Here is a 16,203-nt window from a genome sequence, read left to right as displayed (position 1 = left end):
AAGGTGATTACCGCACACCAATAAGAAACCCGGGGCTTATTGCGTGGCGTTTAATATAAATAAAGGGACGGGTTATAAAGCCTGTTCCTTTGTACTTGTAAAACAAAAGCTAGGGCATTAGTATAAATATATATTGCCAAGTTAGGGAGTAGGAAAAAGTATGAGTGATATACATAAAAAAATTAAAAAGAAACAGTTTGCTTCGTTATATTTACTATATGGAACGGAAGCTTTTTTTATAAATGAAACGATAAAGCTTATTACGACAGAAGCACTTGAAGAAGAAGAAGATCGAGAGTTTAATGTTGTGACATACGATTTGGAAGAAGCATATTTAGAAGATGTGGTTGAGGATGCGCGTACGCTTCCTTTCTTTGGAGAACGGAAAGTACTGTTAATAAAATCACCGCTATTTCTGACTTCGCAAAAAGAAAAGTTAGAGCAAAATATAAAAATTTTAGAAGAATACATTGGTGAACCTTCTCCATTTTCTATTCTTGTTTTTGTTGCGCCTTACGAAAAACTTGATGAGCGAAAAAAAATTACAAAACTATTAAAGAAAACAGCAGATGTAGTAGAAGCGAATGCGATGCAAGTGCAGGATGTTCAGAAGTGGATTATTGCTCGTGCAGATGAAGTGCATGTGCACATTGATAACGCGGCTGTTAGTTTGTTGCTAGAGCTTGTGGGAAGTAATGTAACGATGTTGGCGAAGGAAATGGACAAGTTAACGTTATACGTTGGTATGGGCGGAGAGATTACGACGAAACTTGTTGCAGAGCTTGTGCCAAAATCAGTTGAGCAAAATGTATTTGCTTTGACAGAAAAAGTGGTGAAAAAAGATATTGCAGGTGCAATGCAAATTTTGGATGGATTATTTACGCAGCAGGAAGAGCCGATTAAATTGCTTGCGTTATTAGTGAGTCAATTCCGTTTGTTGTATCAAGTGAAAGAGTTACAGCAACGTGGTTATGGGCAAAATCAAATTGCATCTCATATTGGTGTACATCCGTATCGTGTAAAATTGGCGATGAATCAAACGAAATTTTTCTCTTTTGAAGAATTAAAAAAAGTGATTATAGAATTAGCAGAAGCTGATTATAGTATGAAGACGGGAAAGATGGATAAGAAACTTGTGCTCGAGTTTTTCTTAATGCGATTAAATCATATGTGATGACACAAAAAAAGTTCATGTACCTAGTGCATGAACTTTTTTTGTATATAAAAAAACGATCCAAATGGATCGTTTTTTAAACGCCTTACGCGTTTACTTGTTTCGCTAAGCGAGATTTTTGACGAGATGCAGCGTTTTGGTGGATAAGACCTTTACGAGCTGCTTTGTCAAGTTTTTTAGAAGCAGTTTTGAAAGCTTCTTTAGCATTTTCAAGATCGTTATTAGTAACTAAAGCTTCTACAGTTTTAACAGCAGAACGCATGTCAGACTTGATAGAAGCGTTATGTGCACGACGCTCTTCGCTAAGTTTAGCGCGTTTGATAGCAGATTTGATGTTTGCCATACTTTTCACCTCCCTGGTGCAATCGAATGACTCGATTCTTACATAGAACAAGTGATATTCTATCAAACGGTGAAGAGAATTGCAATAGTATATCCATGAAATTTCACGTAAAGGAAAGAATGACCTTATATAACTTTGGGAAATCTAACGATATTTACTATGAATTACGGAGGAGATACGATGAAAGAACCATTGGATTTAAGTAAATATAGCGTTAGAACTGACCTTGCTGTAGAAGCTCATCAAATGTTGCAAGAAAGCCAAGAAGAACAAAAAGGGATACAGGGGGTAATTGTAAAAGAGAGGGAAGAAGAAGGTACTATAATTACAAAAGTAACAATTGATGAAGCTGCCTCTGAAGCGATGGGTAAAAAACCTGGAAATTATTTAACGCTTGAAGTACAAGGTATACGTCAGCAAGATACAGAACTTCAACAAAAAGTGGAGCGTATTTTTGCAAAAGAATTTTCTTATTTCTTAGAAGAGGTTGGTGTTACCAAAGAAGCGAGCTGTTTAATTGTAGGCCTTGGGAATTGGAATGTAACACCGGATGCTCTTGGGCCAATAGTTGTAGAAAATGTATTAGTAACGAGACATTTGTTTCAATTGCAGCCTGAAAGTGTAGAAGAAGGATTCAGGCCTGTTAGTGCAATTCGGCCGGGGGTAATGGGGATTACAGGCATCGAAACGAGCGATGTTATTTATGGGATTATTGAGAAGACAAATCCAGACTTTGTAATTGCGATTGACGCATTAGCTGCCCGTTCTATTGAACGAGTAAATAGCACGATACAAATTTCTGATACTGGAATCCATCCTGGATCAGGGGTTGGGAATAAACGTAAGGAACTAAGTAACGAGACATTAGGTATCCCTGTTATCGCAATTGGTGTTCCGACTGTGGTCGATGCCGTTTCGATTACAAGTGATACGATTGATTTTATTTTGAAACATTTTGGTCGAGAGATGAAAGAAGGAAACAAACCTTCAAGATCTTTGTTACCAGCGGGATTTTCATTTGGAGAAAAGAAAAAATTAACAGAAGAAGATATGCCAGATGAAAAGAGCCGAAATATGTTTTTAGGTGCTGTTGGTACGTTAGAAGAAGAAGAAAAAAGAAGGTTGATTTATGAAGTGCTATCGCCTCTTGGTCATAACTTAATGGTGACCCCAAAAGAAGTAGATACTTTTATTGAGGATATGGCGAATGTAATAGCGAGTGGTTTAAATGCAGCGCTGCATCATCAAATTGATCAAGATAATACGGGAGCGTATACACATTGAGGGAGAAAGATGATAATAGTTTGAGTCGTTTTGCGCTTTTGTGTATATGTAGTGTGGCTTTATGTTTACTTATGATGATAGCAGGAGTGTCACTTGCTAATCATGGTTTGAAAAGTATGAAAGGTTATCGGCAATTGTCGTATGAACAAATAGCTCATATGACAGGGACAGAGAGTACAGGTGCTGAATCAGAAATTTTGGGTAGTTCGTTTTCAGCTTCAGAAAAACAACAACAATTAGAACGTTTAAGAAGTTTTAATGTTGTAGAAGGAATTGGGATGGCGGTAGCAAGTGTAGCTTATGAAATGACGAAGTTCGGAACGGATATAGTTGTTGGGAAAATAAAGGGGATTTTTAGCTAAGAGTAGCATGGGAGATGGTTGTTTTACTGATTTGTAAGACAACCGTTTTAAAATTTGAAAAGGGTTTGTCTCTTATGGTTTATTCGCATAAGATATAGATAGAATGATTTGTATCGTAAGCAGCACGAGTTTTCATTGAATCTTTGTTGCTCTATTGATATAATCAGTGCTAGTGTATATTGGCGAGACTATTAGGAGTTGAGAACATAGATGAACAAAGAAGAAAGAGCAAAAAGACAGTCCAAAATTCGTAATTTCTCTATTATTGCTCATATTGACCACGGAAAATCAACGTTAGCAGACCGTATTTTAGAGAAAACAAATGCGTTAACACAACGCGAAATGAAAGCTCAGTTGCTTGACTCTATGGATTTAGAGCGTGAGCGTGGTATTACAATCAAATTAAACGCAGTTCAATTAAACTATAAAGCAAAAGATGGTGAAGAGTATATTCTTCATTTAATTGATACACCAGGACACGTCGACTTTACGTACGAAGTATCTCGTAGTTTAGCGGCTTGTGAAGGCGCGATTCTTGTAGTAGATGCAGCGCAAGGTATTGAAGCTCAAACGTTAGCGAACGTATACTTAGCGCTCGATAACAACTTAGAAATTTTACCAGTTATCAATAAAATCGACTTACCAAGTGCGGATCCAGAACGTGTACGTCAAGAGGTAGAAGATGTAATTGGTTTAGATGCATCAGAAGCGGTACTTGCTTCTGCGAAAGCTGGAATTGGTATTGAAGAAATTTTAGAACAAATTGTTGAAAAAGTACCAGCTCCGGCAGGTGATTCAGAAGAGCCGTTACAATGTATGATTTTCGACTCTTTATATGATCCGTACCGTGGTGTAATTGCTTATATCCGTGTTGTAAATGGAACGGTAAAAGTTGGCGATAAAGTACGTATGATGGCAACGGGTAAAGAATTTGAAGTAACAGAAGTAGGTGTATTTACACCGAAAACTACGCAACGTGACGAGTTAACAGTAGGTGATGTAGGTTTCTTAGCAGCATCTATTAAAAACGTAGGTGATACACGTGTTGGTGATACGATTACACATGCGAAACGTCCAGCTGCAGAGGCGTTACCAGGTTACCGTAAATTAAACCCGATGGTATTCTGTGGGCTGTATCCAATTGATTCTGCTCGTTATAACGATTTACGTGATGCGTTAGAAAAATTAGAGTTAAACGATTCTGCTCTTGAGTTTGAACCAGAAACATCTCAAGCGTTAGGATTTGGTTTCCGTTGTGGATTCTTAGGACTTCTTCACATGGAAATCATTCAAGAACGTATTGAACGTGAATTTAAGATTGACTTAATTACAACAGCGCCAAGCGTTATTTATAAAGTTTATTTAACAAACGGTGAAGATGTTATTGTTGATAATCCATCTAATATGCCAGATCCACAGTCTATCGATCGTGTAGAAGAGCCGTTTGTGAAGGCTTCAATTATGGTTCCGAATGACTATGTTGGAGCTGTAATGGAAATTTGCCAAGGTAAACGTGGAACGTTTATTGATATGCAATATTTAGATGAAACGCGTGTTACATTAACATATGAAATCCCGTTATCAGAAATCGTATATGACTTCTTCGATCAATTGAAATCAAATACGAAAGGGTATGCATCATTTGACTACGAGTTAATTGGTTATAAACCATCTAAACTTGTGAAAATGGATATTCTTTTAAATAATGAACAAGTGGATGCTTTATCATTTATCGTACACCGTGATTCAGCGTATGACCGTGGTAAAGTAATTGTAGAGAAATTAAAAGAATTAATTCCGAGACAACAGTTCGAAGTACCAATTCAGGCGACTATCGGAAATAAAGTTGTAGCACGTTCTACAATTAAGGCGATGCGTAAAAACGTACTTGCAAAATGTTACGGCGGTGACATTTCTCGTAAGCGTAAACTTCTTGATAAGCAAAAAGAAGGTAAAAAACGTATGAAGTCTGTTGGTTCTGTAGAAGTGCCACAAGAGGCATTCATGGCTGTACTGAAAATGGATGACAACTAATATTTGAAATAAAAAAGAAGTCGTTTGTGCGGCTTCTTTTTTCTGTATAATTACTTTTTAGACATCTGAGCAGCTCTCATTTACAATAATGAGAGAGCTTTTTAGTTCATATAGAGTTAGGAGATTGTTAATGTCCGAAAATATTCGAAAAGATATTCAAGATAAAATACAAAATGGCAATTTTAATTGTGAAAAGGAATTGACGCTTTCTATTATTAGTGGAAAGTGGAAAGTTGTGATACTGTGGCATCTTGGTGTGGAAGGGCCTCATCGTTTTAGTGAATTACAACGGTTATTCCCAAGCATTTCTCATAAAGTTTTGTCGAACCAATTAAAAGAGTTAATGGAAGATGGGATTGTTGATCGAACAGTATATCCCGAAATTCCTCCTCGTGTTGAGTATTATATGACGGAACTAGGCATGTCACTTTTACCGATCGTTGAAATGATGTATGATTGGGGAAAAATGCGAATGGAACAAATTCGTAATACGTTAGAGAAGTAGAGAATCCTCCGGAGTGCGGAGGTTTTCTTTTTAGAAAGGTAGGAGTTATATTTGGTACAAGCTGCATATATTCATATTCCGTTTTGTCAGCACATTTGTCACTATTGTGATTTTAATAAAGTGTTTATTGAACGCCAACCGGTTGATCAATATTTAGATTATTTAGAGAAGGAAATAATAAATACGGTTCAAAAAGTTCCGTTTGATAGTATGAAAACGATTTTTGTGGGCGGTGGAACTCCGACAGCGTTAAATATGGAACAGACAAAAAAATTACTCGAGATTATTAATCGTCATTTGCGTCCGTTTGCTCCGAATTGTGAATTGACATTTGAAGCGAATCCAGGAGATCTACCGAAAGAGAAGTTGAATGTACTACTAGAAGGTGGAGTGAATCGAATTAGTTTTGGTGTGCAAACGTTCCGTGATGAACTGCTTGAGAAAATCGGGCGCAAGCATACGAGGGAAGATGCATTCCTAGCGATTCGAGAAGCTCAGGAAGTAGGCTTTAAAAATATTAATGTAGATATTATTTATGCTTTGCCAGGACAAACGATAGAAGATGTGAAGGAAACATTAGACATTGCTTTTACGCTTGGTGTACAACATTTCTCGGCATATTCATTAATTGTGGAACCTAAAACGGTGTTTTATAACTTAATGAATAAAGGGAAATTGCGTCTTCCGGGTGAAGACCATGAAGCTAAAATGTATGAAATGGTAATGGATGAAATGGAGAAACACGGTTATAACCAGTATGAAATTAGTAATTTCTCAAAAGGTGACAATAAAAGTAGACATAATCTCACATACTGGAATAATGAAGAGTATTATGGCTTTGGAGCTGGAGCTCATAGTTATGTGAATGGGGAACGTATTCAAAATGTAGGTCCGCTGAAGCAATATTTTAATAAAATTGATGAAACAGGATTTCCGTATTTAGATGTTCATAAGGTGACGGAGAAAGAAAGAATGGAAGAAGAACTGTTCTTAGGACTTCGAAAAACAAAAGGTGTTTCTAAAACGGCATTCCGCAATAAATTTAATGTGGAGATGGATCAAGTTTTCGCGAAGCAGTTACAAAGCAATCAAGAACAAGGATTACTTGAAGAGGAAAATGGACATGTGCGTTTAACGCGAAAAGGAAAATTATTAGGGAATGAAGTATTCCAATCATTTTTGATTGACTAATTAAATGTTCCATAGGCGTGAAAAAGTTTCATTATTTCGTGACGTTTCCGTTGACAATTGAATGTCAATTTTGGTAAGTTATTAATAGATTTAGCACTCAAAGACAAAGAGTGCTAACAGAGGTGATGATGAGATGCTTACGGAACGTCAGCTCTTAATTTTACAAACAATTATTGATGACTTTATTGGATCAGCGCAGCCTGTTGGGTCTAGAACGTTGGCTAAAAAAGATGAAATTACATTTAGTTCAGCTACTATTCGAAATGAAATGGCGGACTTAGAAGAATTAGGTTTTATTGAAAAAACGCACAGTTCTTCTGGACGTGTTCCTTCTGAGAAAGGCTACCGATTTTATGTAGACCATCTTTTAGCGCCGCAAAACTTACCGAACGCTGAAATTGTACAAATTAAAGATTTATTTGCTGAAAGAATTTTTGAAGCGGAAAAAATTGCACAGCAATCTGCTCAAATTTTATCAGAACTTACGAATTATACGGCCATTGTTCTTGGACCGAAGTTAAGTACAAATAAACTTAAAAATGTACAAATTGTGCCGCTTGATCGTCAAACTGCAGTCGCTATTATTGTAACTGATACAGGGCATGTACAAAGTAAAACGATTACCGTTCCGGAATCTGTTGATTTATCAGATTTAGAAAAAATGGTTAATGTTTTAAATGAAAAGCTATCTGGCGTACCGATGGAAGAACTTCATAATAAAATCTTTAAGGAAATTGTTACAGTTTTACGTGGGTATGTTCATAATTACGATAGTGCAATAAAAATGTTAGATGGTACATTTCAAGTTCCGTTATCGGAAAAGATATACTTTGGAGGAAAAGCAAATATGCTTTCGCAGCCAGAGTTCCATGACATTCAAAAGGTTAGATCTTTGCTTACCATGATTGATAATGAAGCCGAATTTTATGACATTTTGCGTCATAAACAAGTCGGGATTCAAGTGAAAATTGGTAGGGAAAACACTTCGACGGCTATGGAGGATTGCAGTTTAATTTCTGCAACATATTCGATCGGCGAAGAGCAACTTGGAACAATTGCTATTTTAGGTCCTACGAGAATGCAATATTCTCGTGTAATTAGTTTGTTACAGTTATTTACGAGACAATTTACTGATGGACTTAAAAAGTAAATGAGAGTAATACATTCGCTCAAGTGATGAAATTTTCATTGCTGTGTGTAATATATAATGCTTAGGTAATCATGCTATGCATGATACCTAATACCTTTTAAGGAGGTGAATATTGTGGAAGAGCGTAACGAACAAGTGGTAGAAGAAGTAAAAGAAGCGCAAGTTGAAGAAGCTGTCACGCCAGAAAACAGTGAAGAAACTGTAGAAGAAAAAAGTGAGGCTGCTCTTTTACAAGAAAAAGTAGATGAGTTACAAGCGAAACTAACGGAAACGGAAGGTCGCACATTACGTCTACAAGCTGATTTTGAAAATTATAAGCGCCGTGTCCAAATGGATAAACAGGCTGCTGAAAAATATAGAGCACAAAGTCTAGTTTCAGACATCTTGCCAGCTCTTGATAATTTTGAAAGAGCAATGCAAGTGGAAGCCACTGATGAGCAAACGAAATCCTTGTTACAAGGTATGGAAATGGTGCATCGTCAATTGTTAGAAGCGCTGACTAAAGAAGGTGTGGAAGTGATTGAAGCTGTTGGTAAACAGTTTGATCCTAATGAACACCAAGCTATTATGCAAGTGGAAGATAGTGAATTTGAATCAAACGCGGTTGTGGAAGAATTCCAAAAAGGTTATAAATTAAAAGACCGTGTGATTCGCCCATCAATGGTAAAAGTAAATCAATAATTTACATAAAACTAGGAGGATTCGCCATGAGTAAAATTATCGGTATTGACTTAGGTACAACAAACTCTTGTGTAGCTGTTATGGAAGGTGGAGAACCAAAGGTTATCCCAAATCCAGAAGGAAACCGTACAACACCTTCTGTTGTAGCTTTCAAAAATGAAGAACGTCAAGTTGGGGAAGTTGCAAAGCGCCAAGCAATTACAAACCCAAATACAATCATGTCTGTTAAACGTCATATGGGTACAGACTACAAAGTAGAAGTTGAAGGTAAAGATTATACACCTCAAGAAATTTCTGCAATCATTTTACAAAACTTAAAAGCTTCTGCTGAAGCATACTTAGGTGAAACAGTAACGAAAGCTGTTATTACAGTACCTGCATACTTCAACGATGCAGAGCGTCAAGCAACGAAAGATGCTGGTCGTATCGCTGGTTTAGAAGTTGAGCGTATCATTAACGAGCCAACAGCAGCAGCACTTGCTTACGGTTTAGAAAAACAAGACGAAGAACAAAAAATCTTAGTATATGACTTAGGTGGCGGTACATTTGACGTATCTATCCTTGAGTTAGCAGACGGCACATTCGAAGTTATTTCAACTGCTGGTGACAACCGTCTTGGTGGCGATGACTTTGACCAAGTTATCATCGATCACTTAGTAGCTGAGTTCAAAAAAGAAAATAACATTGATTTAAGCCAAGATAAAATGGCGCTTCAACGCTTGAAAGATGCAGCTGAAAAAGCGAAAAAAGATCTTTCTGGTGTAACACAAACTCAAATTTCATTACCATTCATTAGTGCTGGAGCTGCTGGTCCATTACACTTAGAATTAACGTTAACAAGAGCGAAATTCGAAGAGCTTTCAGCAGGTCTTGTTGAAAGAACATTAGAGCCAACTCGTCGTGCATTAAAAGACGCTGGTTTTGCTCCAAGCGAATTAGATAAAGTTATTCTTGTTGGTGGATCTACTCGTATCCCAGCTGTACAAGAAGCTATTAAACGTGAAACTGGTAAAGAGCCATATAAAGGTGTAAACCCTGATGAAGTTGTAGCATTAGGTGCTGCAGTTCAAGGTGGCGTACTTACTGGTGATGTAGAAGGCGTTCTATTATTAGACGTAACTCCACTTTCTTTAGGTATTGAAACTATGGGTGGCGTGTTCACGAAATTAATCGAGCGTAACACTACAATTCCAACAAGTAAGTCACAAGTATTCTCGACAGCTGCTGATAATCAACCAGCAGTAGACATTCACGTATTACAAGGTGAGCGTCCAATGTCAGCTGACAACAAAACGTTAGGTCGTTTCCAATTAACTGACCTTCCACCAGCACCACGTGGTATTCCACAAATCGAAGTAACATTCGATATTGATGCGAACGGTATCGTTAACGTACGTGCGAAAGACTTAGGAACAAGCAAAGAGCAAGCTATTACAATCCAATCTTCTTCAGGTCTTTCTGATGAAGAAGTAGAACGTATGGTACAAGAAGCGGAAGCAAATGCTGACGCTGACCAAAAACGTAAGGAAGAAGTTGAACTTCGTAACGAAGCTGACCAACTTGTATTCCAAACAGACAAAGTTGTAAAAGATTTAGAAGGTAAAGTAGATGCAGCTGAAGTTGCAAAAGCAACAGAAGCGAAAGAAGCATTACAAGCTGCAATTGAGAAAAACGAGCTTGAAGAAATTCGTGCGAAAAAAGATGCTTTACAAGAAATCGTACAACAATTAACTGTTAAATTATACGAGCAAGCTCAAGCAGCTGCTGGTCAAGCAGAAGGTGCGCAAGGTGCACAAGACGCTGGCACGAAGAAAGACAATGTAGTTGACGCTGAGTTTGAAGAAGTAAAAGAAGACAAGTAATTCAACTGTAAACATAATAAGTAAGATGACAAAAAGTCAAAGTCAAGCGTGCCTTGACTTTGGCTTTTTTCACGAATGAGAAGCGATGTGTGAGGATCTTAAGTTTTTCGCTTTGCATACTGTAAGTGAGGAAACTTTGTTGCAAAGCACTTTCTTTCGGTGTTAAAATTACGTTTATGTGAAAGATTCGGGGGTTGTAAATTTATGAGTAAACGAGACTATTATGAGGTCCTTGGGCTTAGCAAGGGCGCTTCAACAGATGAAATAAAAAAAGCGTATCGTCGTTTGGCTAAAAAATACCATCCAGACGTAAGCAAAGAAGAAAATGCAATTGAAAAGTTTAAAGAAGTACAAGAAGCATACGAAGTGTTAAGTGATGATCAAAAGCGTGCGCAGTACGATCAATTTGGTCATGCTGGTGCAAATCAAGGATTCGGTGGATTTGGCGGCGGAGGAGACTTCGGCGGTGGCTTCGGTTTTGAAGATATATTTAGTTCTTTCTTTGGCGGTGGCGGCGGCAGACGTCGTGATCCAAATGCTCCGCGCCAAGGTGCTGACTTACAATATCAAGTCACTTTAGATTTTGAAGAAGCTATTTTTGGTAAGGAATTAAATGTGGAAATTCCAGTAGAAGATCCATGTGATACTTGTAAAGGTAGTGGAGCAAAACCAGGAACTTCAAAAGAAACATGTAAACATTGTTCAGGCTCTGGTCAAGTGAGTGTAGAACAAAACACACCGTTTGGTCGTATCGTAAACCGTCAAGCTTGTGGTCATTGTTCAGGAACTGGACAAATTATTAAAGAAAAATGTACGACATGTCACGGTTCAGGTAAAGTTCGTAAGCGTAAAAAAATCAATGTTAAAATTCCAGCGGGTATCGATAATGGTCAACAAATTCGTGTGTCTGGAAAAGGTGAAGCCGGCGTAAATGGCGGACCAGCAGGAGACTTATATGTTGTCGTTCATGTAAGAAATCATGAATTCTTCGAGCGTGAAGGAGATCACATTATTTGCGAAATGCCATTAACATTTGCGCAAATGGCGCTTGGTGATGAAGTGGAAGTTCCTACTGTTCATGGTAAAGTGAAGCTGAAAATTCCAGCAGGAACACAAACTGGAACAGAATTCCGCTTAAAAGGAAAAGGTGCTCCGAACGTACGTGGATACGGCCAAGGAGATCAATATGTAGTCGTTCGTGTTGTTGTACCGACGAAATTGACTTCACAGCAAAAAGATTTATTACGTGAATTTGCAGGACAAGAAGAGCAGGATGATAGTTTATTCGGAAAGCTTAAACGTGCTTTCAAAGGGGAATAATGGAAATAAAAAATGGAGTTGGTAAATTGTGAAATGGTCAGAAATTAGTATTCATACAACAGAAGAAGCAGTAGAAGCTGTCTCTCATATTTTACATGAAGCTGGTGCTAGCGGAGTTGCGATTGAGGATCCAGCGGAGTTAACGAAAGAGCGCGAGCAACAATATGGTGAAATTTATGCATTGAATCCAGATGAATATCCGGCGGAAGGTGTATTAATAAAAGCATATTTCCCGCAAACGGATTCTTTACATGAAACGATTGCAGGTGTAAAATCATATATTGATGTGCTTCCATCTTACGACATTGAAATTGGTACTGGAAATATTACCGTTAACGAAGTCAATGAAGAAGATTGGGCTACTGCTTGGAAAAAATATTACCATCCAGTACAAATTTCTGATACATTCACAATCGTACCGACGTGGGAAGAATATACACCATCTTCTCCTGATGAAAAAATCATTGAATTAGACCCAGGTATGGCGTTTGGTACAGGAACTCATCCAACAACAACGATGTGTATTCGTGCTTTAGAAAAAACAGTACAGCCAGGTGACACTATCATTGATGTAGGAACAGGTTCTGGTGTACTTAGTATTGCAGCGGCAAAATTAGGTGCGTCTTCTGTTCAAGCATATGATTTAGATCCGGTTGCAGTTGAAAGTGCAGAAATGAATGTGCGTTTAAATAAAACAGATGATATCGTGTCTGTTGGGCAAAATAGTCTTTTAGAAGGTATTGAAGGTCCTGTTGATTTAATCGTAGCTAACTTATTAGCAGAAATTATTCTTTTATTCCCTGAAGATGCAGCGAGAGTTGTGAAGTCAGGTGGATTATTTATTACATCGGGCATTATTGCTGCGAAGGAAAAAGTAATTTCTGAGGCGTTAGAACAAGCTGGATTTACAATTGAAGAAGTGTTACGAATGGAAGATTGGGTAGCAATTATTGCACGAAATGCGTAATATAGATTTTAGTCTATAATGAAAAGGGGAGTCTCTCACTATAAGGTGAGGGACTTGCCGTTTGTTATATGAAAAATGATAATGTTTCGTTCTTTTCGTAAGTGTTGACTTACGAAAGGAACGAAACTCTACTAAGGTGATTATATGCAACGTTATTTTGTAGAAGAAAAACATGTAAGTGAAGCAAAAATTCGCATTGTAGGTGATGATGTACATCACATTGCGAGAGTAATGCGTATGACAGCTGGCGATCAAATTTATTGCTGTGTAAACGGAAAAACAGCAGTATGTTCAATTGATGAAATTACCAGTGAATTTATTAATACGGCTATTGTAGAATGGGTAGAGGCGTCAAGTGAACTTCCTGTTTTCGTGACGATTGCAAGTGGACTGCCAAAAGGAGACAAGCTAGAGTTGATTTTTCAAAAAGGAACTGAGCTTGGGGCAGCTGCATTCTTACCATTTCAAGCATCTCGCTCTATCGTAAAATGGGATGCGAAAAAAGCTGATAAAAAAGTTGAGCGTTTAAGAAAAATTGTGAAAGAAGCTGCGGAACAATCACATAGAAGTGAAATTCCGGAAGTACATGCTCCGGCATCATTTAAGCAACTGCTTACAATGAGTGGTGAGTATGATGTTTGTCTTGTTGCTTACGAAGAGGAAGCGAAACAAGGCGAGAAATCTAATTTTGCGAAAGCTTTAACGACAATGAAACCAGGTCAAAAGCTATTGATTGTATTTGGCCCAGAAGGCGGTTTAGCTGAGGAAGAGATTACAGCGCTTCGTGAACATAAATTTGTACCATGTAGTTTAGGACCAAGAATTTTAAGAACAGAAACGGCGCCGTTATACGCGTTAAGTGCTGCTTCGTATCATTTTGAATTGATGGGGTGATGATCAATGTCAACTGTTGCGTTCCATACGTTAGGTTGTAAAGTAAACCACTATGAAACAGAAGCCATTTGGCAATTGTTTAAACAAGGTGGTTATGAAAGAACAGAATATGAAAAGAAAGCTGATGTATATGTTATTAACACATGTACAGTAACGAATACTGGGGACAAAAAAAGCCGTCAAGTAATCAGACGTGCTGTGCGTCAAAATCCAGATGCAGTTATTTGCGTAACGGGATGTTATGCACAAACATCTCCAGCTGAAATTATGGCGATTCCAGGTGTAGATATTGTAGTTGGTACACAGGATCGTGAAAAGATGTTAGGTTACATCGAAGAATTCCGTAAAGAGCGTCAACCAATTAATGCTGTCCGTAATATTATGAAAACACGTGTGTACGAAGAACTTGATGTACCTTATTTCACGGATCGTACACGTGCGTCTTTAAAAATACAAGAGGGTTGCAATAACTTCTGTACATTCTGTATCATTCCTTGGGCGCGTGGTTTAATGCGTTCTCGTGATGGAAAAGAGGTTATTAAACAAGCACAACAATTAGTGGATGCAGGCTATAAAGAAATCGTATTAACGGGTATTCATACAGGTGGATACGGCGAAGATATAAAAGATTATAACTTAGCTGGATTACTTCGTGATATGGAAGCGGAAGTAGGCGGATTAAAACGTCTTCGTATTTCTTCTATTGAAGCGAGTCAAATTTCAGATGAAGTAATTGAAGTGTTAGATAAATCTGAAGTAGTTGTACGTCACTTGCATATTCCGTTGCAATCTGGTTCTAATACTGTATTAAAACGTATGCGTCGTAAATATACGATGGAATTCTTCCAAGAGCGTTTAGATCGTTTGAAAGAAGCGTTACCAGGCCTTGCGATTACATCTGACGTAATCGTTGGTTTCCCAGGTGAAACAGAAGAAGAATTCATGGAAACATACAATTTCATTAAAGAGAACCGCTTCTCTGAGTTACACGTGTTCCCTTATTCAAAACGTACAGGAACACCTGCAGCACGCATGGAAGATCAAGTTCCTGAAGATGTGAAGAACGATCGTGTTCATCGTTTAATTGAGCTATCTAATCAATTAGCGAAAGAATATGCATCAGCGTTTGAAGGTGAAGTGCTTGAAATCATTCCAGAAGAGCAATTTAAAGACGGCGACCGTGAAGGGTTATATGTAGGGTATACAGATAACTACTTGAAAATTGTATTTGAAGGATCAGAAGAATTAATTGGTAAGCTAGTGAAAGTGAAAATTACGAAAGCTGGCTATCCATATAACGAAGCGCAATTTGTTCGTGTTCTTGAAGATGATGTGAAAAAAGAATCAGCAAGCGCATAAAAAAGAGCGTGCAACCGGAAACGGTTTGCATGCTTTCTTTATTTGAAGCGGTTAAGTACTAGAAGGTGGGGAGGCGTTTCGTGCATCCCTGTATGAAAAAAGTTGAAATGATAAAAATATAGTTGTCTTCATGAAAGAAGGATACTAGCTATTTGTATAACTTTTGAAAAGGAAATGCTTCTATTCTTCTTTTATTCTGCCAAATAGTTGACCTGAAGTGATAAAATGTATTATAATCGTAAAAGACATGCTGAAGAAGTGTTTCTTTTTGCATGCTGAAGTTAGTATGTAAGTGTGATGTTTCGGAGGGAGGGAAAGAGAATGTCAAAAACAGTCGTTCGTAAAAACGAGTCTTTGGAGGATGCACTTCGCCGTTTTAAAAGATCGGTTTCTAAAACTGGTACACTTGCTGAAGCAAGAAAGCGCGAGTTTTATGAAAAACCAAGTGTAAAACGTAAGAAGAAATCTGAAGCGGCAAGAAAGCGTAAATTCTAAGAGAGGGTGTAAGTTATGAGTCTTCTCGGTCGTTTAAACGATGATATGAAACAAGCGATGAAGAATAAACAAAAAGAAAAATTAACCGTTATTCGTATGGTTAAGGCTGCTTTACAAAATGAAGGTATTAAACTGCAACATACTCTTACTGAAGAAGAGGAAATAACAGTTTTAGCTCGTGAAGTAAAACAGTATAAGGACTCCCTCCTTGAATTTAAAAAAGCTGGTCGTGAAGACCTTGTTAATAAACTGCAAAGTGAAATTCAGATTTTAAGCGCATATTTGCCAGAGCAATTAACTGAAGAAGAACTAGTTGATGTAATCAAGCAAGTTATTTCTGAAGTTGGTGCGACTTCTAAAGCAGATATGGGTAAGGTGATGACTGCTGTTATGCCGAAAGTAAAAGGTAAAACAGACGGATCACTTGTGAATAAGCTGGTTATCCAGCTATTAGCATAAAAAAACGTCTCATTTCGTATGAGACGTTTTTTTATTGTTCTTATTAAGAAGAAACGCTATATTGCTTAAAAAGCGTTTCTGTAAGTGATAGAAACCCCTCTGGTATGTAAAAAAGATAACAGC

At 37.6% G+C, this 16,203-nt stretch carries 16 protein-coding genes; 15 read left to right on the top strand and 1 reads right to left on the bottom strand.

What is annotated here, in order from left to right; translation table 11 throughout:
• The first annotated feature begins 160 nt into the window (after window positions 1–160).
• Window positions 161–1,174 carry a DNA polymerase III subunit delta gene (gene holA, locus DN400_RS14505; RefSeq protein ID WP_147801724.1) on the top strand — a complete coding sequence of 338 codons (1,014 nt, stop codon included), beginning with the start codon at window positions 161–163 and terminating at the stop codon, window positions 1,172–1,174.
• A gap of 85 nt (window positions 1,175–1,259) precedes the next feature.
• Here the strand turns inward: holA and rpsT are convergent, their stop codons facing one another.
• Window positions 1,260–1,517, bottom strand: a complete 258-nt coding sequence (gene rpsT, locus DN400_RS14500) for a 30S ribosomal protein S20 (RefSeq protein ID WP_001274012.1) — start codon at window positions 1,515–1,517, stop codon at window positions 1,260–1,262.
• Between the two features lie 180 nt (window positions 1,518–1,697).
• On the opposite strand from rpsT, the gene gpr reads away from it, so the two are divergent.
• The 14 genes from gpr to DN400_RS14430 all read left to right on the top strand — a co-directional run bounded on the left by gpr (window position 1,698) and on the right by DN400_RS14430 (window position 16,080).
• Window positions 1,698–2,801 (top strand): GPR endopeptidase, encoded by a 1,104-nt coding sequence (gene gpr, locus DN400_RS14495; RefSeq protein WP_000662646.1) that lies wholly within the window; start codon window positions 1,698–1,700, stop codon window positions 2,799–2,801.
• The gene (locus DN400_RS14490; RefSeq protein WP_001207094.1) at window positions 2,798–3,163 is read left to right on the top strand and encodes a YqxA family protein; all 366 of its coding nucleotides are present in this window, start codon (window positions 2,798–2,800) and stop codon (window positions 3,161–3,163) included. The genes gpr and DN400_RS14490 overlap by 4 nt, the downstream gene beginning before the upstream one ends.
• Before the next feature lie 210 nt (window positions 3,164–3,373).
• A complete protein-coding gene (lepA, locus tag DN400_RS14485; protein ID WP_001030948.1) occupies window positions 3,374–5,197 on the top strand; it encodes an elongation factor 4 in 1,824 nt (607 codons plus the stop codon).
• 130 nt (window positions 5,198–5,327) lie between these two features.
• Entirely contained in the window at window positions 5,328–5,702 is a 375-nt protein-coding gene (locus DN400_RS14480) for a winged helix-turn-helix transcriptional regulator (protein ID WP_001293539.1), read from the top strand.
• A 51-nt stretch (window positions 5,703–5,753) separates the two neighbouring features.
• Entirely contained in the window at window positions 5,754–6,893 is a 1,140-nt protein-coding gene (gene hemW, locus DN400_RS14475) for a radical SAM family heme chaperone HemW (RefSeq protein ID WP_000249436.1), read from the top strand.
• Between the two features lie 133 nt (window positions 6,894–7,026).
• A complete protein-coding gene (gene hrcA / locus DN400_RS14470; protein WP_000954942.1) occupies window positions 7,027–8,043 on the top strand; it encodes a heat-inducible transcriptional repressor HrcA in 1,017 nt (338 codons plus the stop codon).
• Between the two features lie 114 nt (window positions 8,044–8,157).
• Window positions 8,158–8,724, top strand: a complete 567-nt coding sequence (gene grpE / locus DN400_RS14465) for a nucleotide exchange factor GrpE (protein WP_000392711.1) — start codon at window positions 8,158–8,160, stop codon at window positions 8,722–8,724.
• Between the two features lie 26 nt (window positions 8,725–8,750).
• Window positions 8,751–10,586 carry a chaperone protein DnaK gene (gene dnaK / locus DN400_RS14460; RefSeq protein WP_000034701.1) on the top strand — a complete coding sequence of 612 codons (1,836 nt, stop codon included), beginning with the start codon at window positions 8,751–8,753 and terminating at the stop codon, window positions 10,584–10,586.
• A gap of 204 nt (window positions 10,587–10,790) precedes the next feature.
• A complete protein-coding gene (dnaJ, locus tag DN400_RS14455) occupies window positions 10,791–11,906 on the top strand; it encodes a chaperone protein DnaJ (protein WP_000043947.1) in 1,116 nt (371 codons plus the stop codon).
• A gap of 28 nt (window positions 11,907–11,934) precedes the next feature.
• Window positions 11,935–12,873: a 50S ribosomal protein L11 methyltransferase gene (gene prmA, locus DN400_RS14450; protein ID WP_065229370.1), complete on the top strand. Its 939-nt coding sequence runs from the start codon at window positions 11,935–11,937 to the stop codon at window positions 12,871–12,873.
• Window positions 12,874–13,017: 144 nt separating this feature from the next.
• Window positions 13,018–13,767, top strand: a complete 750-nt coding sequence (locus DN400_RS14445) for a 16S rRNA (uracil(1498)-N(3))-methyltransferase (protein ID WP_001190142.1) — start codon at window positions 13,018–13,020, stop codon at window positions 13,765–13,767.
• 6 nt (window positions 13,768–13,773) lie between these two features.
• Window positions 13,774–15,126, top strand: coding sequence for a tRNA (N(6)-L-threonylcarbamoyladenosine(37)-C(2))-methylthiotransferase MtaB (mtaB, locus tag DN400_RS14440; protein WP_000108679.1), 1,353 nt, complete (start codon window positions 13,774–13,776; stop codon window positions 15,124–15,126).
• A gap of 321 nt (window positions 15,127–15,447) precedes the next feature.
• Window positions 15,448–15,621, top strand: coding sequence for a 30S ribosomal protein S21 (rpsU, locus tag DN400_RS14435; protein WP_000048061.1), 174 nt, complete (start codon window positions 15,448–15,450; stop codon window positions 15,619–15,621).
• Between the two features lie 15 nt (window positions 15,622–15,636).
• Complete coding sequence (locus tag DN400_RS14430) at window positions 15,637–16,080, top strand: GatB/YqeY domain-containing protein (RefSeq protein ID WP_000054562.1); 444 nt, start codon at window positions 15,637–15,639, stop codon at window positions 16,078–16,080.
• The last annotated feature ends 123 nt before the right edge of the window (window positions 16,081–16,203 follow it).

This window comes from Bacillus sp. AR8-1 (assembly GCF_008042345.1).
GTDB classification, from domain to species: Bacteria; Bacillota; Bacilli; order Bacillales; family Bacillaceae_G; genus Bacillus_A; species Bacillus_A cereus.
The sequence above is the reverse complement of the archived record's forward strand: the minus strand, read 5'-3'. Positions and strand labels throughout refer to the sequence as shown.

Bases quoted from the DNA above. Each gene is read 5' to 3' on its own strand.
- gpr (WP_000662646.1), top strand. From the start codon at position 1,698: ATGAAAGAACCATTGGATTTAAGTAAATATAGCGTTAGAACTGACCTT.
- dnaJ (WP_000043947.1), top strand. From the start codon at position 10,791: ATGAGTAAACGAGACTATTATGAGGTCCTTGGGCTTAGCAAGGGCGCT.
- lepA (WP_001030948.1), top strand. From the start codon at position 3,374: ATGAACAAAGAAGAAAGAGCAAAAAGACAGTCCAAAATTCGTAATTTC.
- rpsT (WP_001274012.1), bottom strand. From the start codon at position 1,517: ATGGCAAACATCAAATCTGCTATCAAACGCGCTAAACTTAGCGAAGAG.
- DN400_RS14445 (WP_001190142.1), top strand. From the start codon at position 13,018: ATGCAACGTTATTTTGTAGAAGAAAAACATGTAAGTGAAGCAAAAATT.
- hrcA (WP_000954942.1), top strand. From the start codon at position 7,027: ATGCTTACGGAACGTCAGCTCTTAATTTTACAAACAATTATTGATGAC.
- holA (WP_147801724.1), top strand. From the start codon at position 161: ATGAGTGATATACATAAAAAAATTAAAAAGAAACAGTTTGCTTCGTTA.
- mtaB (WP_000108679.1), top strand. From the start codon at position 13,774: ATGTCAACTGTTGCGTTCCATACGTTAGGTTGTAAAGTAAACCACTAT.
- rpsU (WP_000048061.1), top strand. From the start codon at position 15,448: ATGTCAAAAACAGTCGTTCGTAAAAACGAGTCTTTGGAGGATGCACTT.
- dnaK (WP_000034701.1), top strand. From the start codon at position 8,751: ATGAGTAAAATTATCGGTATTGACTTAGGTACAACAAACTCTTGTGTA.
- DN400_RS14480 (WP_001293539.1), top strand. From the start codon at position 5,328: ATGTCCGAAAATATTCGAAAAGATATTCAAGATAAAATACAAAATGGC.
- DN400_RS14430 (WP_000054562.1), top strand. From the start codon at position 15,637: ATGAGTCTTCTCGGTCGTTTAAACGATGATATGAAACAAGCGATGAAG.